The organism is Alteromonas sp. BZK5 (assembly GCF_014349115.1).
Lineage (GTDB): Bacteria > Pseudomonadota > Gammaproteobacteria > Enterobacterales > Alteromonadaceae > Alteromonas > Alteromonas macleodii.
Genome location: NZ_JACSOE010000008.1, coordinates 24,812 through 45,262 on the forward strand (window position 1 = coordinate 24,812; position 20,451 = coordinate 45,262).

The 20,451-nt window shown below is 45.2% G+C and carries 21 protein-coding genes; 9 read left to right on the plus strand and 12 right to left on the minus strand.

From position 1 onward, the window contains the following. The first annotated feature begins 3 nt into the window (after positions 1-3). Positions 4-1,146 carry a tRNA epoxyqueuosine(34) reductase QueG gene (gene queG, locus BIZ39_RS03920; RefSeq protein ID WP_187446399.1) on the plus strand — a complete coding sequence of 381 codons (1,143 nt, stop codon included), beginning with the start codon at positions 4-6 and terminating at the stop codon, positions 1,144-1,146. A gap of 62 nt (positions 1,147-1,208) precedes the next feature. Here queG and BIZ39_RS03925 read toward each other — a convergent pair whose 3' ends face one another. The 3 genes from BIZ39_RS03925 to nudC all read right to left on the minus strand — a co-directional run bounded on the left by BIZ39_RS03925 (position 1,209) and on the right by nudC (position 4,049). Further along, positions 1,209-1,832: a hypothetical protein gene (locus tag BIZ39_RS03925; RefSeq protein WP_014980563.1), complete on the minus strand. Its 624-nt coding sequence runs from the start codon at positions 1,830-1,832 to the stop codon at positions 1,209-1,211. Between the two features lie 23 nt (positions 1,833-1,855). Beyond that, positions 1,856-2,947: a uroporphyrinogen decarboxylase gene (gene hemE / locus BIZ39_RS03930; RefSeq protein WP_014951100.1), complete on the minus strand. Its 1,092-nt coding sequence runs from the start codon at positions 2,945-2,947 to the stop codon at positions 1,856-1,858. Between the two features lie 268 nt (positions 2,948-3,215). Continuing rightward, entirely contained in the window at positions 3,216-4,049 is an 834-nt protein-coding gene (nudC, locus tag BIZ39_RS03935) for an NAD(+) diphosphatase (RefSeq protein WP_080986364.1), read from the minus strand. A 161-nt stretch (positions 4,050-4,210) separates the two neighbouring features. Between nudC and BIZ39_RS03940 the strand changes: the two genes are divergently transcribed. From BIZ39_RS03940 to BIZ39_RS03960, 5 genes are all read left to right on the plus strand, one after another. After that, positions 4,211-4,675, plus strand: coding sequence for an Rsd/AlgQ family anti-sigma factor (locus tag BIZ39_RS03940; RefSeq protein WP_014977657.1), 465 nt, complete (start codon positions 4,211-4,213; stop codon positions 4,673-4,675). Positions 4,676-4,710: 35 nt separating this feature from the next. Beyond that, on the plus strand, positions 4,711-5,184 hold the full coding sequence (locus BIZ39_RS03945; RefSeq protein ID WP_014951103.1) for a transcriptional repressor: 474 nt from the start codon (positions 4,711-4,713) through the stop codon (positions 5,182-5,184). Then, the gene (locus tag BIZ39_RS03950; RefSeq protein WP_014951104.1) at positions 5,174-5,638 is read left to right on the plus strand and encodes a chemotaxis protein CheX; all 465 of its coding nucleotides are present in this window, start codon (positions 5,174-5,176) and stop codon (positions 5,636-5,638) included. The genes BIZ39_RS03945 and BIZ39_RS03950 overlap by 11 nt, the downstream gene beginning before the upstream one ends. Continuing rightward, the gene (locus BIZ39_RS03955) at positions 5,628-6,065 is read left to right on the plus strand and encodes a secondary thiamine-phosphate synthase enzyme YjbQ (protein WP_014951105.1); all 438 of its coding nucleotides are present in this window, start codon (positions 5,628-5,630) and stop codon (positions 6,063-6,065) included. Before BIZ39_RS03950 ends, BIZ39_RS03955 begins: the two co-directional genes overlap by 11 nt. A gap of 101 nt (positions 6,066-6,166) precedes the next feature. Beyond that, the gene (locus BIZ39_RS03960) at positions 6,167-7,363 is read left to right on the plus strand and encodes an OmpA family protein (RefSeq protein ID WP_187446400.1); all 1,197 of its coding nucleotides are present in this window, start codon (positions 6,167-6,169) and stop codon (positions 7,361-7,363) included. 126 nt (positions 7,364-7,489) lie between these two features. Here the strand turns inward: BIZ39_RS03960 and dnaB are convergent, their stop codons facing one another. The 5 genes from dnaB to BIZ39_RS03985 all read right to left on the minus strand — a co-directional run bounded on the left by dnaB (position 7,490) and on the right by BIZ39_RS03985 (position 11,796). Beyond that, positions 7,490-8,875, minus strand: a complete 1,386-nt coding sequence (gene dnaB / locus BIZ39_RS03965) for a replicative DNA helicase (protein WP_014951107.1) — start codon at positions 8,873-8,875, stop codon at positions 7,490-7,492. 115 nt (positions 8,876-8,990) lie between these two features. Next, the gene (locus BIZ39_RS03970; RefSeq protein ID WP_187446401.1) at positions 8,991-9,461 is read right to left on the minus strand and encodes a hypothetical protein; all 471 of its coding nucleotides are present in this window, start codon (positions 9,459-9,461) and stop codon (positions 8,991-8,993) included. 254 nt (positions 9,462-9,715) lie between these two features. Further along, positions 9,716-10,717 (minus strand): DUF4097 family beta strand repeat-containing protein, encoded by a 1,002-nt coding sequence (locus BIZ39_RS03975; protein WP_187446402.1) that lies wholly within the window; start codon positions 10,715-10,717, stop codon positions 9,716-9,718. A 13-nt stretch (positions 10,718-10,730) separates the two neighbouring features. Beyond that, the gene (locus tag BIZ39_RS03980; RefSeq protein ID WP_187446403.1) at positions 10,731-11,228 is read right to left on the minus strand and encodes a hypothetical protein; all 498 of its coding nucleotides are present in this window, start codon (positions 11,226-11,228) and stop codon (positions 10,731-10,733) included. Continuing rightward, entirely contained in the window at positions 11,221-11,796 is a 576-nt protein-coding gene (locus BIZ39_RS03985; protein ID WP_168463653.1) for an RNA polymerase sigma factor, read from the minus strand. Before BIZ39_RS03985 ends, BIZ39_RS03980 begins: the two co-directional genes overlap by 8 nt. Positions 11,797-11,907: 111 nt before the next feature. Between BIZ39_RS03985 and BIZ39_RS03990 the strand changes: the two genes are divergently transcribed. Continuing rightward, complete coding sequence (locus BIZ39_RS03990) at positions 11,908-12,558, plus strand: MOSC domain-containing protein (protein ID WP_187446404.1); 651 nt, start codon at positions 11,908-11,910, stop codon at positions 12,556-12,558. A 21-nt stretch (positions 12,559-12,579) separates the two neighbouring features. Here BIZ39_RS03990 and BIZ39_RS03995 read toward each other — a convergent pair whose 3' ends face one another. Beyond that, a complete protein-coding gene (locus tag BIZ39_RS03995; RefSeq protein WP_187446405.1) occupies positions 12,580-13,692 on the minus strand; it encodes an MBL fold metallo-hydrolase in 1,113 nt (370 codons plus the stop codon). A 289-nt stretch (positions 13,693-13,981) separates the two neighbouring features. Here BIZ39_RS03995 and BIZ39_RS04000 point away from each other — a divergent pair, with 289 nt between their 5' ends. Both BIZ39_RS04000 and BIZ39_RS04005 read left to right on the plus strand, forming a co-directional pair. Beyond that, on the plus strand, positions 13,982-14,671 hold the full coding sequence (locus BIZ39_RS04000; RefSeq protein ID WP_014977663.1) for a response regulator transcription factor: 690 nt from the start codon (positions 13,982-13,984) through the stop codon (positions 14,669-14,671). After that, positions 14,668-16,098 carry a sensor histidine kinase gene (locus tag BIZ39_RS04005; protein ID WP_049585686.1) on the plus strand — a complete coding sequence of 477 codons (1,431 nt, stop codon included), beginning with the start codon at positions 14,668-14,670 and terminating at the stop codon, positions 16,096-16,098. The genes BIZ39_RS04000 and BIZ39_RS04005 overlap by 4 nt, the downstream gene beginning before the upstream one ends. On the opposite strand, the gene BIZ39_RS04010 is transcribed toward BIZ39_RS04005, so the two are convergent. The 3 genes from BIZ39_RS04010 to BIZ39_RS04020 all read right to left on the minus strand — a co-directional run bounded on the left by BIZ39_RS04010 (position 16,076) and on the right by BIZ39_RS04020 (position 20,450). Beyond that, positions 16,076-17,206 carry a PepSY-associated TM helix domain-containing protein gene (locus BIZ39_RS04010; RefSeq protein WP_187446406.1) on the minus strand — a complete coding sequence of 377 codons (1,131 nt, stop codon included), beginning with the start codon at positions 17,204-17,206 and terminating at the stop codon, positions 16,076-16,078. The two genes, BIZ39_RS04005 and BIZ39_RS04010, sit on opposite strands and share 23 nt — an antisense overlap. A gap of 13 nt (positions 17,207-17,219) precedes the next feature. Beyond that, a complete protein-coding gene (locus BIZ39_RS04015; RefSeq protein WP_049585681.1) occupies positions 17,220-19,265 on the minus strand; it encodes a TonB-dependent receptor in 2,046 nt (681 codons plus the stop codon). A 96-nt stretch (positions 19,266-19,361) separates the two neighbouring features. Further along, a complete protein-coding gene (locus BIZ39_RS04020; RefSeq protein ID WP_168463113.1) occupies positions 19,362-20,450 on the minus strand; it encodes an efflux RND transporter periplasmic adaptor subunit in 1,089 nt (362 codons plus the stop codon). Position 20,451: the final 1 nt, after the last annotated feature.

Below are 20,451 nucleotides of genomic sequence, written 5' to 3' on the forward strand. Positions count from 1 at the left end.
CACATGTCCGAATTTAGTTCTATCGACCTTGTTGAATTAACCAACAATATCAAGGCTTGGGGTACAGCGCTAGGCTTTCAGCAGGTTGGCATCAGCGATATTGATCTACATCAGCACGAGGCACACCTTCAGGAATGGTTAGACAATGGGTATCACGGTGACATGGCCTTTATGGAGAGTCATGGGATGAAGCGTGCCCGGCCTGATGAGTTGGTCCCAGGGACATTACGGGTTATCAGCGTTCGCATGAACTACTTACCTCCCGACGCCTCGTTTGCTAAGCATTTAAAAAAGCCAGAAATAGGATACATCAGCCGCTATGCATTGGGCCGTGACTACCACAAAGTGCTGCGCAAACGTCTGAAGCAATTGGGAGAGAAAATCACCGCATCCTTGGCGCATACCCAATATCGCCCGTTTGTAGACTCAGCCCCCGTGTTGGAACACGCTATTGCTGAAAAAGCGGGTATTGGCTGGACGGGGAAACACAGCCTGACACTCAACAAAAAAGCCGGCTCTTGGTTCTTCTTAGGTGAGCTGTTCATCAATTTGCCATTACCCACTGACTCACCAATTGAAGAGGGTTGCGGCACCTGCACGGCGTGTCTAACCATCTGCCCGACCAATGCAATTGTTGCGCCTTATAAAGTAGATGCCCGTCGCTGTATTTCCTATCTCACCATTGAATCAGACAAAGATATTCCCGAAGATTTGCGCCCCATGATGGGCAATCGCATTTATGGCTGTGACGATTGCCAACTTGTTTGCCCTTGGAATCGCTTTGCGGATGTTACCAGTGAAGAAGATTTCCACCCGCGACAAGTGCTACACGGCCAAAGTCTCAATGCGCTTTTCGGCTGGTCTGAAGAAACCTTCTTGCGCAATACGGAAGGCTCTCCCATCAGGCGGATTGGCTTTGAGAAGTGGCAGCGTAATATTGCCGTTGCGTTAGGAAACGCTCCGTATGATGAACAAAGCATTCTGCTTTTGAAAGAAAGACGAGGGAGCGTGAGTGACTTGGTGGACAGACATATTGATTGGGCTCTTAAGCGGCAGCAAGAGAAGCAACAAGCGTCTGATGCAAAAAACAGGCAGCAAGCGCGGCTTATTCGCGTAATTGAAAAAGGTTTACCAAGAGACGCCTAACGCCAGTACACGTTTGAATAAGGCATACCGCGAATTCAATTGGCGATATACACGTTTTGGGGTTAACCCGCTGAGGCAAGCTGACTGTTTAAATCGGCCTGAGTGCTATTCCGATAACGCACACGAGCATTTGGCGAATGGGATGCGGCGAAAGAAACGTTAAGTTTGAGGCCTCGCTGTGCCACTTGCGTGGTTATGATAGGCGAGCCGAATTCCCACCACGGTTCCTGTTCCAATGCTTCAATAACTCGCGACAGCTCAGTTTCAGAACCGTCATACTCACCCGTTATTTCGCAATGTCCGTTCTCACATTTTACCGAGTCTAAAACAAAGCGCTCGTTGTTAGGCGGCAGCGCAAAAAACGTATTGAGTGAGCCTTCGGTTTTAGTGTAGAAAACCTCTGGCGCCATGATTTGGACATTCTCAGCAACGGGGGCAACATTCATCTCGCCGTTTTTCGTAACGCTTGTATCCAAGAGCACCGCACCTGCTTCATTTGAAACCAACTTGGCGGCGGGCTTAATAACTTTCAGCTCACTCGTTTCGGTGGCACGAGAGCGCGCTAACACATTGGTTAGTCGCTCTTTTTCTGCATTGGATTCACTGAGTTGGTGTTGATAGCCAGAAAATTTATACCCTGCTATCAATGCAAACGCTATCAGCAACAACACAAGCCACGTTTTCATTTTACTTCCTTTATCGAAGTCGCTTACTTGTGATATTGCTTACTAAGTTCATGTACCGCATTAACGAACACACCTGCATTTTCAGGTGGTACGTCTAGATGGATACCGTGACCTAAATTAAATACGTGACCGCTACCTTCACCGTAACCTTCTAGAATGGACGCCACTTCTTGCTCAATTCTTTGCGGTTGAGCATACAGCATTGATGGATCCATATTACCTTGAAGTGCAACTTTATCGCCAATGCGCGCACGCGCTTCTTTAATGTCGATAGTCCAGTCTAAACCTACTGCGTCACAGCCTGTCGCCGCAATCGATTCTAGCCACATGCCACCGTTTTTGGTGAACAAGGTAACAGGTACTTTACGGCCTTCATTTTCACGGGTCAGCCCACTTACAATGCGCTCCATGTACTGAAGCGAGAATTCTTTGTAGTCACGAGGAGATAACACGCCACCCCAAGTATCAAATACCATGACTGACTGCGCGCCCGCAGCGATTTGAGCATTTAAATACTCAGTAACAGAATCAGCCAGTTTTGCTAGTAACGCATGAAGCGTTGCTGGCTCAGCAAATGCCATTTTCTTGATTTTGGTAAAGGCTTTACTTGAACCACCTTCAATCATGTAAGTCGCGAGTGTCCAAGGGCTTCCAGAAAAACCAATTAATGGCACTTCACCTTTAAGCTCACGGCGAATAGTACGAACGGCATTCATTACGTACTGTAATTCACCTTCTGGATCAGGAAGGCCTATTTTATCCACATCCGCTTTACACGTGATTGGATTTTTAAAGCGAGGGCCTTCACCTGTTTCAAAGTAAAGACCGAGGCCCATCGCATCTGGAATGGTCAAAATATCCGAAAAGAGAATTGCAGCGTCGAGAGGAAAACGACGTAAAGGTTGTAGCGTCACCTCACATGCAAGTTCTGCATTCTTGCACAACGACATAAAATCGCCTGCTACTGCACGAGTCGCTTTGTACTCTGGGAGGTAGCGCCCGGCTTGTCGCATCATCCATACAGGTGTGACATCAACCGGCTGCTTAAGTAACGCACGTAAGTAACGATCGTTCTTTAACGCGGGCTTATCAACACTGGGGAAATTTTGCGACATATAACTCACCTAAATTACTGAAGATATTTGAGCGCGAAAGTATACCAGTATTCTTAACTAAGGTGTGCTAAAACCTGTATTAAAAAATCAATGTTTTAACGACAAATCGGTGTAGTGTCGATTATTAAAGACAAACAATACTTGAACATTACTTTAAAAAGACGCTTGCACTTAAAGTGAGTGTTTGCTATTACTATAACCGTTAAAGAAAAGAAGCCCTACATGGGACCGTGCTAAACTTATTGAAACCCTGCTTCGGCAGGGTTTTTTATTTGTCGCCGATCAGAGACACCGTTTCAGCAATTAATTGTCCCGCAATAGACACTTTCGGTGGAATAGTCGGCAGCGCATCTATATCAAACCATTGCGCATCATCTATCTCGTTCTCCTGACAACGAATTTCCCCTTCGTCATACTCGGCAACAAACCCGACCATTAAGGAATGTGGAAATGGCCATGGCTGACTATTGTAATAGCGCAAGTTTTTAACCTTAACGCCAACTTCTTCGAAAACTTCTCTGTGGACCGCTTGCTCCAGACTTTCACCACTTTCTACGAAGCCTGCAAGGGTTGAATACATATTGGATTCTCGGTGGCGAACGCCTTTGGCCAACAATATTTTTTCGTTGTCGTGTATAGAAACAATGATACAGGGAGACACTCTTGGATAACTGCGATGTTGACAGCGGTGACAATGCATTGCCATTTCCCAATCTACGCGTTCAGTCTTGGCTCCACATTGCCCGCAAAATTGATGAGTACGCAAGAAGTGGATGTATTGCCAGGCTCGCCCAATAACGGAAAAGGCAATATCGTATTCGGCAAAAAGAAGCTGTCTAAGCGATACCCGTTCCCAACCGGGTTCGTCAACATGCTCAGCGCCCAAATCAACAACATATACGGGCAGATCTCTATGCGCCGTCTCATTGAGCGGCGGAAGTTGATGAATTTCATCGATATAAGATGCTAAAAATGGAATATCACTCAGGTAAGCAACGGGGATAGACTCAGACGATTCTTGTACTACAATTTTGCCGCGACTAAAAACTACCCACAGGGCTTGCTGAGCAGCTAGTTTCGCCTCATCCAACTTTATCATCATTGCACATCACTCCTGTTCTTTAATGCTTCATACTACACTAAATACTGAGCGTATAGATCGCCACCATACATTTTGAAACGAACTTTTTCGCGCAAAATTTGTGTCGCTAGTGCACAGTGTTATACTGAAACTTATTGTCGCTAAACGGGTAACACATCAAAATGTTGCAACAGTTAGAAAGCGTTAAATCAAAATGGGGCGGGAAAAGCCAGGTTATTGACCGCTGGTTAATGGACAGACAGGCACTGTTAGTTTCTTTCTGTGAACTAGCAGGTATTAACAAGCGAAGCGAGTGTTTACCTGACCCAGATGAAATAGACAACTTTTGCAGCGCATTACTCGATTATTTGTCGGTAGGACACTTTGAGGTTTTCGATATGTTGGTTGAAAACGACAATGAAGGCCTTGCACTACGAGATAAACTTTACCCCAGATTGACAAAAACCACTGACGCAGCACTCGCATTTAATGATACGTTTGCACAAGCAGTAACGCCCGAGCAGGCAGCTGAATTTGACTCAGCGCTAGCCAAGCTTGGTGAGACATTAGAAGAGCGTTTTGCCTTGGAAGATGAGTTAATAGCTCATGTACACACTAAAAAACGTGATCCAGAAGTGACGCTTTAATATAACAATGAAAGTCGAGTTTACGGTTATCATCAATGAACAAAACCACACTTATTCATAAGGCACGGGCTTATTGCGAGCAACGCGGCGCCAGATTCACACCGCTTAGAGAAAAGGTGTACGAAATTCTTGTTTCAAAGCACGGCCCTATGGGTGCTTATGAACTACTCGACTCACTAAAAGAAACAGAGTCTAGTGCCAAACCTGCGACAGTCTATCGCGCCCTTGATTTTCTTCTCGATTTTGGGTTTATTCACCGTTTAGAGTCTACGAATGCGTTTGTGGCCTGCTATCATTTTGGTTGTAACCACCCTGTTCAGTTTCTAATTTGTGACAGCTGTGGTGATGTTGCTGAAATTCAATCTGAAGGTCTTCAAGAGACCCTTGATAGCCAAGCAAAGCAACACGGATTCAAAGTATCGAAACAAACTATAGAGGCCCATGGATTATGTGCCGATTGTCAACAAACGGAAGATCACGCTGCGCAGGAGAGTGTACATGAATGCTGATTTTGTGAACCCGTTTATTGCTGGTCTTTTGAACGTGCTTGAAACCATGGCTCAAACTAAATTGACCCCGGGCAAGCCCAAGCGCAAACAAAGTGATATCGCCAAAGGCGATGTATCGGGGCTAATTGGCATGGTGGGCCCTGACGTTCGCGGCTCTATGTCTATTACTTTTGACGAGTCTTTGGCCCTGACTATAATGGAGAGAATGGTTGGCGAGCGCCCTGAGAAGCTTGATGCAGAAGTAGGCGACATGGTTGGCGAAGTTACCAACATGATTTGCGGTAACGCAAAACGAGACCTTGCTGAACGGGGTTACGAGTTTGGAATGGCAACACCCATTGTTGTATCAGGAAAGCAACATACGATTAGTCACCAGGTTGATGGTGCTAAAATTATTCTTCCTTTCATGTGCGACGAAGGATTAGCGCATTTGGAAATCTGTTTTGACAAATAATTTCTGGCAGTCTGAAAAAATTACACTCGACAGCTACCCGAGAGGATTTCACCTGATAACACAGCAGGTGGAATCTGCAATACCCAGTATTCGTCATGTTGAAGTCGGCCTTTTGCACCTATGGCTTCAGCATACAAGCGCTAGTTTGACAATCAATGAAAATGCCGACCCTACAGTGAGGCATGATATGGAAGCGTTCTTCAACCATAGTGTAAAAGAAGAGCTTTCTTTTTTCAGGCATACTTATGAAGGTAAAGATGATATGCCTGCTCACTTAAAATCGAGTATACTAGGGTGTCAACTTACTATACCTGTCCAACAAGGCAAGCTTGCACTTGGCACGTGGCAGGGTATCATGCTCGGCGAACACCGAGATCATGGTGGAAGACGAACAATTATTGCCACATTACAAGGGATCGCAGCCTAACCCATATTATAAATGGCACAATTTGTGCTTACATTAAACGTTAAGCACAACACAAAATTATCAAAAATCGGTAATCACTCAACGTTAAACAGGATGTGACTATGAAACAACACTTTAAAATGGCAGCGCTATCTCTTGCTGTAATTTCTTCGACTAATGCATTTGCACAAGACTCTTCTGAGCCAGAGTACAAAAACTGGTTTGGTTTGTCTGGCATGTATTACAACACTGACGACTCACGTCCGTTAGATCTAACTGACGGCGGCCTTTACGACGATGGTCGTGGCGTAGCTTTTGAATACGGTTTCCGGTTTACTCAAAGCTGGGCAGCACGTGTTGAATTTACAGCCCTAGACCTTGATTATGCAGGCGGCGGTGATGAAAGCGGTGAAATGGTTGGTGTTGACGCACTATACTTCATGCCAAATGATGCATGGTTCGTTTTTGGTGGTGTTAAGCGTCAAGCAGTAGGCGAATCAACTACGCTTGGTAACATCGGTATCGGTAAACACTGGGACATCCACGAAGATGTTAAACTTGTTACTGAAATCGCCGCTTATCACGACTTCGGTGAAGATTACAATGACTACAGTGTTAAAGTTGGTATCGCGATCCCATTTGGTAAAGGCACTCCTGCCGCACCTAAAGACAGCGACAACGATGGCGTTGTAGATAGCAAAGACCAGTGCCCAATGACACCAGCGGGTGTTCGTGTTGACGCAAATGGTTGTAGCATCGATGATGATAACGATGGCGTTCTAAACAACGTTGACCAGTGTCCTAACACTCCAGCTGGCACTAAAGTAGATGCAACTGGCTGTGCAATTAAAGATTCGGACAACGACGGCGTTGTAGACAGCAAAGATATGTGCCCTGATACACCAGCTGGCGTAAAAGTTGATGCAAAAGGTTGTACAGTATTTGACGAAGAGACAGTAGAAATCACACTACGCGTTCTATTCGACAACGAAAGTGCTGTAGTTAAAATGCCGAAAGATCCAGAAATCTCTGAATTTGCTGAGTTCATGAAGCAGTATCCTTCAACAACTGCGGTAATTGAAGGTCACACTTCTGCACCAGGTAGTGAAGCTTACAACATGGACCTTTCTAAGCGTCGTGCTGCGAACTTCAAAGAAGTTATGGTAGACATGTACGGTATCGAAGGTTCTCGTTTAGAGACTATCGGTTACGGCGAAACTCAGCTTCTAGACAAAGGTAAGAATGCTGAAGCACACCGTGTTAACCGTCGCATTTCAGTGACAGTTAAAGACACAGTGAAAGTAGCTGAAGAAAAGTAATTCATTGTATATGAATTGAAAAAGGCGCCTTACGGCGCCTTTTTTGTGTCTGAAATACTTTAACTTGTTAACCCTTAAAATGTAGACCGTGGCCGCGCTCGAAGCCTTTAGTCGCTATAAGAGGGGCTAATATTCGTCGGCTATGGCAGGGCCTGCATAGTTGTCAAATCGTGAGAACTGACCTTGGAACGTAAGTCGACAGGTACCAATTGGGCCGTTACGCTGTTTACCAATAATAATCTCTGCAATGCCCTTATACTCACTGTTTTCGTGATAAACCTCATCACGATAAATAAACATAATAAGGTCGGCATCCTGCTCGATAGAGCCAGACTCACGAAGGTCAGAGTTTACAGGACGTTTATCGGCGCGTTGTTCTAGCGTACGGTTAAGCTGTGAAAGGGCAACTACCGGCACTTCAAGCTCTTTAGCCAATGCTTTCAGTGACCGTGAGATTTCAGCAATTTCCAAAGTTCGGTTGTCGCTAAGAGAAGGTACACGCATCAGTTGGAGGTAATCGACCATGATAAGGCTGATGCCGCCACGTTCGCGAGCGAGTTTACGTGCCCGGCTTCGCACGTCCATTGGTGTAAGACCTGATGAATCATCAACAAACAAACAATCTTTGTCTTTGAGCATAGCCATGGTGTTGGAGATACGTGCCCAATCCTCATCATCCAGCTGCGCAGTACGAATTTTGGTTTGGTCAACGCGGCTTAATGACGCCAACATACGCATCATGATTTGTTCTGAGGGCATCTCAAGACTGAAAACAAGTACAGGTTTGTCTTCTGCCATCATGGCGTTTTCAATCAAGTTCATGGCGAAGGTGGTCTTACCCATCGATGGACGAGCCGCCACGATAATAAGGTCAGAGGGCTGCATACCACTGGTCATTTTGTCTAGGTCGGTAAAGCCAGTAGTAACACCAGTAACGTCTTTATTGGTTTTCACCAATTCTTCTAGACGGTCAATGGTCTTCCCTAAGATAGACTCGACATCGCGAGGACCTTCGTTTTCACCAGTTCTTCGCTCGGCAATTTCAAATACTTTACTTTCGGCCAGGTCAAGAATGTCTGCACTGTCACGGCCTTCGGGGTTGTACCCAACTTCCGCTATTTCATGCGCCACGCCAATAAGCTCACGGGTTATCGCGCGCTCACTGATAATCTGCGCATAAGAAACAACGTTCGCAGAACTTGGCGTGTTTTTGGCAAGTTCACCTAAGTAGGCAAAACCACCGGCATCTTCCAGTTCATCATGTTTTTCCAGCTCTTCTGATACTGTTATAAGATCTATTGGCTGGCTACTGTTTAGTAGTCGAGTGATAGCACGAAAGATAATTTGGTGTGAGCGATTGTAGAAATCGTTATCGGTAACAAGCTCCGCGACTTTGTCCCAGCTTTCAGGGTCAATAAGCATGCTGCCCAAAACAGATTGCTCAGCCTCAATGCTATGAGGTGGAACTTTCAATTTTTCAACATTCTTATCGTTTTTAGACGCAGACGCCACGAGTGAAACCTATTCCAATGCACAAAAGTCAGTTGGATATTATGCGCTTTTAACGTCCATCACTCAACAAAGGAAGTCGTCATTTTGTTGCGAAAGCGCAAAAAGACAACATCGTTTAAAGCGTTTTCTCCAGCTTTAAAAACGTACCATCAACCAAGGTGTAGGCGCTGCCACCTTCCTGAAAAATGAGTGTAGAACCCACGATTGCTGAATTATCAAGGCACGACAAACTTACTTCAGTAATCTTGTCGTCGCTAAAGCCAAGCGATGATGGAGAGGCTTTAAAAGCAGCATAAAAATCTTGATTACTGATATTTTTCGTTGAATACACCGGTGACTCACAAAATGCCTGATCGAGTTTAGCCGAGTCTGAAGCATAGGTTACCGAGCGACCCAAGAACTTTTCTGACTCTATTGATGAGTGAGCTGAAACACCTACATTATAGGCCTTAGTCACCACCCAAGTACCTTCGTAATAAGCGGGTTCATGAACAGCACAGCCTAGCGTAAGTGCGCATATTCCAAACGCACCAATAATTAGACTATGAAATCGCCAAAACCTTTTGACGTGTCCAACAATACTCAATTTAACCTCCAATCAAAAAATAACAAACCATGTGATGATGTGGGTGAAGCATGCAGGTTGGCTGATTTGTAACTAAGAGCCATTAAAACGCACTTTTGTTATTTACAAACGCCCAGCAACACATTTTTAGCGACCAAACAAAAAAAGCTGCGATCACTCGCAGCTTCTCATTAATCACCACATGTCTAATTAGTAAATATGGACTAAATTCATTTTTTCAACCTAAAGTTTCAATTGTGTTGCCTATAGCTTATTCACTTTTGGTCTATTTCAATTCGCCCGTGAACCGTAGAGATGTCTACATTTGCAGCCCCACCGTTGTGGATAAAGCGTAGCCAGCTGCCTGGGCCATACTTAGGCTTTTGCGACTTTTCATCACTGATATTGTTTACAATGTTGCCGCCAGCGTGCGTCTCAATATTAAATTGTGCCGATACGCCATCTTGAAAGACAAATTCCATCGCACCGCCTACAGAATTCGCTTTTACGCTACCGTTCTTATTAAGAACTAAACTTGCGTAAGTCCTTCCATTAACCGTATTGATTTGCAGTACGTCTACCGCTTGAAGAGACACATCGATTCGACCGTTGACGGTTTCTACTGATACGTCTGGGCTATCGGAAGTGATGTCGAGCTTGCCATTAACTGACGCAAAGCTCACTGGCGTGTTTCCTGAGTGTGACGCTTCAATTTCGCCATTCACCGTTTCCGCCTCTAAACGGCCTCTCACATTCTCAAGCACGATATCGCCATTAACCGACTCAACTTCAACCCGCTCACCTATGTTTTTAAGGGTTACGTCGCCGTTTACCACCTCAACATCTACTGCTTTTGCTATACCTTCTGCAATAAGATCAGCATTGACCGCGGTATAGTGAAGGTCGCTTGCTGAAGGTATATAGATAACAAGGTCGTCGCCATCTTTACCTTTATTAAACCAGCTCTTTGAGTGGCGCTCGACTTCAACGTGTATAACCACGACATCTCCACGTCTTTCAAAGATAAACTCTTCAGTTTGATCGCCCAGTTCGCCGGTGACACGTACCTGAGACTTATCCCAAACTCGGATATCTGCTTTTCCGTTGATGTGTTCAATGTCCACTTTCGGCGAAGACGATGTGTCGATGGTCTTATCTACTTTTTCTCCTGCAAACGCCACAGTAGCGATACTTAGCAGCGCAGTAGTAAGTAATACCTTGGCCCCCAAAGGTGCCATGAACGTGTGCAAAAATGTGCTTTTCGTATTTATATTCATCTTTAAACCCTTATTAAATTTGCTGCCATTTTGGCGCGTGCACTCGCTCAATTAAGGCAATCTGCTGTTGATATACGTGATGCAGCATTTTGATTAATGCTGAGTTGTCTGGATCGTCCTTTAATGCCGCTTTAATAACATCTGCAGCATCGTCCAATTCTTTTAATTGCTCTTGCCAATCTTCCGTTAGCGCTGTTGTACTTTCATAACTAGCAAGGAGACTATTCACTTGTTGTTGCTGCTGCATACTCATTGCGTCAATCAGGGCATAGCCATCGCTTCGACTTTCATCAGCTTTAAACGCAAAAGGAGCCGCAAACCACAATAAAGTAACTAAACAAACGCTTGCGGCTATTGCCATCCACTGTTTTGATGTAACCCTAGATGATGAAGCGTCGCCTTGCTGCGATGTTATGCCGAGTTCAATACCTCGCCACAAATCTCGTTCTGGCTGCTTCTCTTTCGATATCCCAGAAATATGCTGAGCAAGCTTGTCGTCAAAATTACTCATCATCGACTCCCATAAAATCTTTCAATAATTGCTTAGCACGGAAAAATTGTGCTTTGCTTGAGCCCACTGCCATGTTCAACATGCTGGCAATGTCTTCGTGTCTGTAACCTTCAATTGCATGGAGGACAAAAACCATTCTGGCTCGCTCGGGTAAGCGAATAACTAATGCTTCTAAATCCACATCGGTGCTGTTTTCTTCAGCCGGCATCTCGTTAATGCCGCTGTTTTCCAAGTTAAACATCCGCTGCACCCACCCTTTCTGCTTACGCATATAAGAGATGGTAATGTTTGCCGTAACGCTGTGTAACCACGTGGAAAATTGGCTTTGCCCATCAAAATTACCCAATTTTTTCCATAGCTGAATAAAGACTTCTTGCGAAGCATCGTCTGCCATTCCCTTTTCACCTGTAAGCCGGTAACAAAGCGCGTAGACTCGCCCAATATGTTCATCGTAAAGGGACCGAAATGCCTGCTTATCGCCCTTTTTCGCTTTAGATATCAGCTCATTTTCGCTTTTATTACCAAACACCACATTGGCGTGTACAACACGTTGTTGTGTGTGTTCCATTCTTTTCTCTTTGTTATTTGTGGTGCTGATTAGCACTTGTTAGTGTTATAAGGTTAGTCGTACCCTATAGTAGAAAGGTTTAAATGCACAAAAATATTTTTTGGAGATGCCATGTCTACCTCATTTTCTGTTAACGCTCTGTTTGCTGGAAAACCTCAGCCGCTAGGCCCTCGTGGGGCACCAAGCAGTATTGTTAAAGCCCCCGTCGACGCGTTAACGGTACATATGGACAGAACCGATGAAGACGAACAGGCCAACAAACGGCTTCACGGTGGACCGGAGAAAGTGCTGCATCAGTTCAACCCGACCAACTATCTGACATTAAAAAAGCATTTTCCTGAAGGCGAATTTTCGCTGGGCAGCATTGGCGAAAACATCAGTGTAGAGGGCATGGACGATGCTACCGTTTATATCGGCGATATATGGAAGTTCGGCGAGGTAGAACTGCAAGTAAGTGCACCCCGTGCCCCTTGCAATAAAATCTCGCAACGCTTCGAAGTGCCCAATTTAGATAGATTTGTCGGAGAACGAGGTATCACTGGCTGGTATTACCGGGTTATTAAAACCGGAACCATCAGTGTTGGCGACGAAGTAACACTACTGCACCGTGAGGACGATACCGTTAACGTTCACACCCTAATGCAATGCGCCCATACCAAAGCAGACAAATCCCTGGCACAAAAGCTAGCGAAACTTGAGGCGCTTGATGACGAATGGCGCGAAAAATGCCAAAAAATTGCGGATAAGATTGCGGATAAATAGGCCATTTATCCGTAGCTTAAATTAAAAAGACGCCTGCTCACCTTCATTCAAAATAATCCAAGGCATTGCAGGGTTTAGCTGCTTCTTCATTTTCATAAGACGAAATAGCGCAGAATGTGACGTCTTGTCACCCATCATCCAGCTGGCATTTCCATAGCCCCAAGGCACTACGGCTTTACAGCCTAGGTCTTGGGCCGCAACAATGGCATCTTCTGGCGTAGTATGTACCTTGCGATACCATTTAGGTGAGGTTTCGCTGAAATAAGACGCTATAGGTAACAGGCAAACATCTATTTCACCAAAGCGCGCTTTAATATCCTTGAAGTGCGGTGAATATCCCGTATCCCCCGCAAAGAACAATGTTTTGCCTTCACTCTCAAATACCCAACCACCCCACAGTGTCGCATTGTCGTCCTCGTACAAATAAGGCACCCAAATTCGGTTACTGAAATGATGGGCCGGCACGAAGTGAATAGAGGTTTTGCCTACGTTTTTGCTGGTATACCACGCCATTTCTTTAATGGTGTAGCCTCTATTAGGGAAGTGCTCTGCGAAACCTAACGGAACAAGATATTCGGGCTTTGTGCCTAATTCGGCAATATCGGCTTTATTGAAATGATCATAGTGAATATGGGAATAAACCACAGCATCGGTTTGTGCGAGTTTGTCTTCACCTACCTCAGCGGGTTCGTTGCGGCTGAACCCCTCCGCCAATCGAAAAGCCCAATTGACGGGCCAATCAAACTGCCCAAACACAGGGTCAATAAGTATTTGCTCACCACTTGCGGTGTTAAGTAAAAAACTTGCGTGCCCTAACCAGGTGACATTAAAGCCGGTGTGCGAGTTCACTGTCGGGTTGTTGCCAACGAACTGACAATTTTGCATGTCACTTTCACATTCAATATCGGCAGACGCTGGGTAGCAATCATTAGTGCACGTGACGGGGTATGCTTTAAAACTGTCGTAAATATTGCTGAATCTGTCCTCATACCCAGGCTCATTGTCGTGCTTGATTACAGCATTTTCACCTTCTATCTGAGTAACATGATTAGAGCTGGCGCAACCAGTAACGACACTTCCTGCTACTACTAGCGACGCCGACAACGTCGTTAACTTCTTTAAACTCATTACCATTTTTAAGATCGTGTCCTTGTAGCTCCAACCTAGGAGGCAAAGCGCTTAGTTGACTGCTGCGTCTATGCTTTATTTACTCAATTGTGCAGACATCAAGAGCACCGCAGTTTAGCGCAAGCACTAAGATAGCTGTTAACCGTTATTGTAAAGCGAGAAACCATCAGCACCACAGTAAATTTGTAACAATATAAAAGCGCGCGTTAGCGGCCCCATTTATCGTCACAAACCGATTAGTTGCAAATGATAACTATTATTAATAGTATGTTTAAAATTCTTTCCTGAAGTCATTATGCGTAAAACCCGAATACTCATTGTTGAAGATGACGCGACGTTAAGTGAACAAATCACACAGCTGTTGCAGTCTCGAGGATTTGACACTCGCCACGAAAGTGACGGTAATGCTGGATTACAAGCTGTGCTTGAGGAGAACTTTGACCTTGTGTTACTCGACATACGCCTTCCCTCTTTAAACGGCTTGTCGCTGTTAAACCAATTAAGGCAAATAAAGCAAACACCGGTTATGATGATCACCGCGTCAGGTGCCGAGCAAGAAAGGATTGAAGGCTACCGTAAGGGCGCAGATGACTACTTACCCAAGCCCTTCAATTTTACTGAAATGATGCTTCGCATCGACGCACTGTTGCGACGCAGCAAAACACTAAACGACTCAGGCACGCAAAAGTCGGAAATCATTGTTGATGTGCTTTATTTAAATCGCATTCAGCAAGTTACCAAATACCACTCAAGACTACTCGAATTCACGCCAATACAATTTAAGCTTCTTTGGATGTTAGTAGATAACAAAGGGGAAACGTTGAGCAAAGCATTTCTTTATCACAGCGTGCTTAACAAACCCTTTTCGAGGTACGACCGAAGCTTAGATATGCATTTGTCTAGAGTACGCAAAAAGCTCGTTGAGACTGGCATGCCCCCTGAACGCCTTGCCACTGTCCACGGCCAAGGATATCGCTTTTCGTGAAAAATAAACTGCTATGGCGACTGTGCGCATTTATTGCCGTTGGTACTGTTCTGTTATTTTGGGCCATCGCGTGGCTTACCAATCATACCGAGACCAGCATGAGTTTTATCGATAAAGCTCATCAAGAAACCCTTTATTCCTATGGTCAAGAAGCGGAGAAAATCTACCTGGAGGATGGAGAACAAGCGTTAGCTGCTTTTTTGCAAGAAGTGAAGACAAAGGAGGACACGTGGCTTGCCGTAGTTAACTCCCAAATGACCACATTCGCTGACACCCAAATGTTAGATGAGTTTGTTGACCGATTTCAAATAGGCCGCAGCCCCGAATGGAAAATACATTTATACTTTTCTGAAAACCCTGTGATGGAAGTCCCCTTCGTCGATGACAATACGCACTTTTTAATTCAACTTCCACAGCGTATGCGCCCAGGTTCGTTATTGCTCGCCACACGCTTAACGCTTCAAATTGCATTACCTCTAGTGATATTAAGTCTGTTGAGTTTTATGCTGTATCGACACCTAATGACGCCACTAAAGCAATTAGAAAATGCCACAAAAGATTTCGCAAATGGCAATTTAGAAGCCCGTGCAATGGCTGCAATGCCCAAGCGAAATGACGAACTTACTGGGCTTGCCCAAACGTTCGACAAGATGGCCCAAAGAACCAGCAGTCTCATTTATAATCAAAGAAGTTTGCTTGCTGATCTCTCTCACGAGCTTCGCACGCCTCTTGCCCGCATTGATATGGCAATAGACTTTGTAGAGCAAGACATTAATCGTGAACAAGCACTTTCACGCCTGCGTTATGAAGCGAGCACGATGAGAGAGCTTGTTGAAGATACCCTAACCTTTGCATGGCTAAATACAGAATCGCCACAATTGAACAGCGATGACTTTGACTTGGTAGAACTTATCAATGTTATTTGTGAAGATGCGCGGTTTGAATACCCTGATAGAACCTTGCATGTCGACACACCTGAATGCGCGAATATTGAAAAGAGCAGCCAGCTTGCTTTGGGGCAGGCGTTAGAAAATATTATTCGTAATGCTTTGCGTCATACCCCTGAGCAAAGCAAAGTGAGTTTAACGCTGACCAGCGATAATAATAACTATGTTATCACGGTTACAGACGAAGGCACCGGCGTCCCTGAATCAATGCTAGACGCCATATTCGAACCTTTTTTCAGGGTAGACAAGGCACGGGCAGCCAAAAACTACGTACATGCCGCAAAGCGCTCTGGCTTTGGTCTAGGGCTTGCACTGGCGAAACGTCAAATTGCCGCTGTGGGCGGCGACATTTCGGCGATAAATCGCGCTGCACTAATCAAAGGCAACGCATTACATAGAGACGCTAGTGCTACAAAGCAAACAGGGCTAGTCGTTACCATTACCCTGCCTAAGTCTTTTAATGCTGCTTTCGCAAATTGAGAAGTCTCTGCACACCAAGTAGTGTGCCAGTATAAACTAAGATACAGCAAAGCAAGCTTACCAGCCCTGCGATGGTCTGCCCTATAAAGCCAAAGTATTCTCCCGTGTGCAAAAAGCGGGAAGTACCCCAAGCCTGACTCCCTTTGGGCCAATCGGTTTTGTAAAGTGTCCTAGTGATGTCACCGGTTCCCGTGTCGAAATACAGTGAATACGCTAACTCTTGCCTGTGCCCTATACTTTTATCGATATAAAACCGTGCAACACCCTCACTTTTGCCAATTTCCATCCACATGGAATACCAATCCTGATAGCCATTTTCATTGGCGTGTTGCTGAGCTTTGGTAAATAGCGTGTCGTAACTGACAACGTCGGCGTCTAGCGTCTCAGGCATAGCTTTCTTTTCGCGAGTAGGGACTTGTTCACCGTACATTCCATACAATGCTTTGTTTGCCCACTCAAAATAAAACAGGGTAGCCGTTAGTCCAATCACAACTAAAAAAGGCAGTGACCACATACCAAAAACAAAATGCCAATGTCGGCGACGGTGCTGTTTATTAGTGTACTTTTGCCGTAACCACATTTGCTGCTTTAAGGATTTTTTCGATATGTGTTTGGGCAACCATATGATGACTCCCGATAACAGCAAAAAAATAAAAATAAGATTGCTATAAGCCGTTATGGTTTTGCCAATTAATTGGTAATCCCCTTCCATTAAAAGATATCGATGCAGGTCAGTTATGACATGAAATGCTTCTTCAACGACCCCTTCTCCTTCTCTTAATATATCTCCGGTATAGGGGTGAATAAGATAGCTGTGTTCGCCGGCCCATGCGGGAATTGCCGCTCCCTCGCTATTGACCCATCGAACAAAAATATGCGCTTCGTTAGGATGCTTTTCACGAAGTATTGCTACAACCCGCTCAGTCGAGATTACCGACTTTTCGATATCAATCGTTTGTGCATAAGCCATTTCACTTAGCTCTTTGAACTGGCGCTCGTAAGTGAGTAATACACCGGTAAAAGCCATAATGAAAACGACAATGCTGGCCAATAAGCCAGCAAAGAGGTGGGCCCAAAAGATCCACCTTTTAAACGTGGAAAAGTTCATCTAAAGGCGTTGCTTAGAAATCGTAAGTCACAGACAAACGAATATCTCGTCCAGCTTCTTGCGGACCAATAACGCTTGGGAATACTTCGCTGTAGTCACCCACACTTGAATGGTCGATATACGCTTCATCAAACAAGTTCGTTACCGCCAGATTTAAGCGAAGGTCGTTTGTGACTTCCCACTCGCCATAAATATCCACTAGGGTATAGTCTGCTTTGTTAAGTGAATAAAGCGAGTCGGTCCAACCGTTTTCCAAGGCCTGATGTAGTGTATCTATGTTGATGTCGTCAACCATAGTGATGTTAAAGCCAACGCTAATGTCTGCAGTAACGGTGTAATCTGCACCAAGTACCCACGTATCACCGCGACTATTACCTAAGCCAACAAACTCGTATCCGTTAATATCGATGCTGTTATAGGGTACGCTGTACAGATCTTCACGAGGCATCAATTCAACATCTACGCTTGAAAACCCAAAGTACACGTCAACAGAGTCCCAGCGATACGCAAGGTTAAACTCTACGCCAGATGATTCTAGGTCGCCGATATTATTAAATACCGAGTTGCCTTGATAACCGCTAAATAGCACATCATCAATAGTAGATTCATAGGCGCTAAGGCGCGCATTAAGGTTATTCGCGCTGTATTCGATTGACGCTTCAATATTAGTGACAGTTTCAGGCACCACGTCACTGGCAACAACGGGAACGTCCTCACCATCATATAAGTATTCGTCAAGCGTGAAACCATCACCAATTTGCTTACCGCGCGCCGCTTCTGCGTAACCAAGACCAAGGGTCCAAGCTTCGGTAAGCTGATACTCAAGACCGACGTTAAAGCTAAGTTCATTGTCGTCTAGTCCAGATGGCTCATCGGTAACGGGTGTGCCGTAATAGTCATCGATCAAGATTTGTTGCTGAAAATCAAAGTCGTCATAACGAACACCGTAGCTCAACAACAACTCTGGTGTGATATTGCTATGAGCTTGCGCGTAAATACCCATTACGCTGCCTTCTTCTGCGTTCTGCACAGGACCTACGCCAGGGCCACTTTCTACCTCATCTTTACGATAGTCGATACCGTAGGTGAATACGTGGTTTGAAATGTCGGTGGTGTTTCTAATATCAAAACCATAGGTATCGATATCAGACAAGAAATCGAAACGGCCGCCGCGGAACGATGATGATGTTTGGTATGCAGTGGCTTCTAAGAAAACCAATGCGCTGTGGTCAAAGCGGTAGTTCGCTACGTAGGTATCACGCTCTGCTTCACTAGGATAAAGTGGAGCACCTTCTAGTACTACCCAGTTAGGTCTTGCCGAAAACTCACCTTCTTCATCGCGCTGCTCTGCACTTATTGAAAGGTATTGATTATCCGCAATGTAACCACTGGCTTTAAGGAACATGAGATCTTGATCTGCGGCAGTACCCAGCACTTCGTTGCCGTCGCCGTCTTCAAAGTTATCTCTGTCAACCGTGCTGTAATAACCTAGCAAGCCCCATGAATCACTTAGCTTTCCATAAAGGCTGCCGCTATATCGGGTGCCTTCGTTTGAGAAATAACTCGCTTTTACTCGACCACCAAATTGTTCGTCGCCTCTCAATAAATCTTGCGCATCTTTGGTTTTAAAGCGGATTGAACCACCAATGGCACCTGGGCCACTGGTTGCTTCACCTGCACCAGCCTGCACATCGATTTGCTTCAAAAGATCGGGATCTAGCGTTACGCGGCCAATGTGGTGAAATAGGGTTGAGGTTTGTTGCGCGCCATCTACGGTTACATTCAGGTAGGCATCTTCTAGTCCACGGATAAAGATTTTCTGCGCTACACCTACTGAACCGCCAACGCTGACCGACGGAGACTCTCTAAAAACATCAGCTAAATCGTTTGCCTGAAACTGCTCAATATCCTCGGCAGTAATGCTCAAGTTAGTTGCTGCGCCTACCACAGCAACTCGCTCTATAGACTTGGTTTCTTCATTCTGGCTTTCTAGGGATTGCGCAAATACTACCGGACTGGATAGCGTGCACACTGCACTGGCTAAAACTAACTTTTTCAAGGATGTCTCCATTTGATAATCAACAATTACAAATAAGAAACATTCTCATTAACTTTAGTCTAAATGGATAGCACTTTTACATTTGTTACAATTCTCTCAGTTCTTCGCTGTCAAAGACTCACGCTCATTGTTGTAACGTACTTTCTGGCCTGCACGCAGACGTTCAGCTCCTCTCACCACAACCGAGCGCTTCGGGTTCACATCGCCAAACACTTCAATTCTATCGCCCATCCCCACCCCGGTTGTCACCTTAACTTGCTCCGCTTCATTATTTTCATTGAGCTGATAGATAAAGGTGCCCGACTTTCTTAGTACCAGTGCATCGCGGGGTATGGTGACACCATCATGAGTATCGCTGCTAGGCAGCGCCACGCGCACTGCACTACCTATAGGAAAGTCACCGGGGTTGATGGCAATTCGTAGCTCCATCATGCGCGATGTACTGTTGCCTACCGGTACAATGGCACGAATAGATTCTTCTACTTGGTTCACGTTATTGTGAACGCTTACGCTCATGCCGTTAGCAATATAGGGTAATACGTTGAGCGGTGCACGCACCTGAACTTCAACGCTATCAGGGTTTACCACGCGAAGCAGGGTTTGCCCTACCCCAGTGTATTCGCCCGGCGACTGTAGCCTTTCAACCACCAAAGCCGTAAAGGGAGCACGAATACTGCTTTGTGCTATCTGATATTCGGTGAATTCTAAATCCAATTTGGCTTGCGCTAACTCCTGCTTAGCATTCTCTAAGTCAGCTTGAACTTCCTCTAACTCACCTCTGGACGTGTTTTGACTTGCTTGAAGGTTTTTGTACCTCGCTAGACGTTTGGTAAACAGTTCAACCTGCGACTGCCATCTGGCAATATTTGAGGCATTTTGATTGCGGGTAATGCTTAAGCGAGTATCGTCGACTTTAACTAAAGGCTCCCCTGCTTTAACCACATCACCTACATCTGCCATCCAAGTGATGCGACCGTCTACCTCAGAGGCAAGGTTTGCATCGATAACGCTTAGTACCGTTCCAGGAACCCAGGTTAGTTGTGAAATCGCTTGCTCTCTGGCTTCATCTATTTGAACCAGCACCGGCGGTGGTTGCTTGCTATCCTGCGCGTGTGCGCTCAACGATACACTGCTTGCAAATAAGGCAAACACACTAAGGGCGAGAGTAGAAGTCATTGCTTTCATG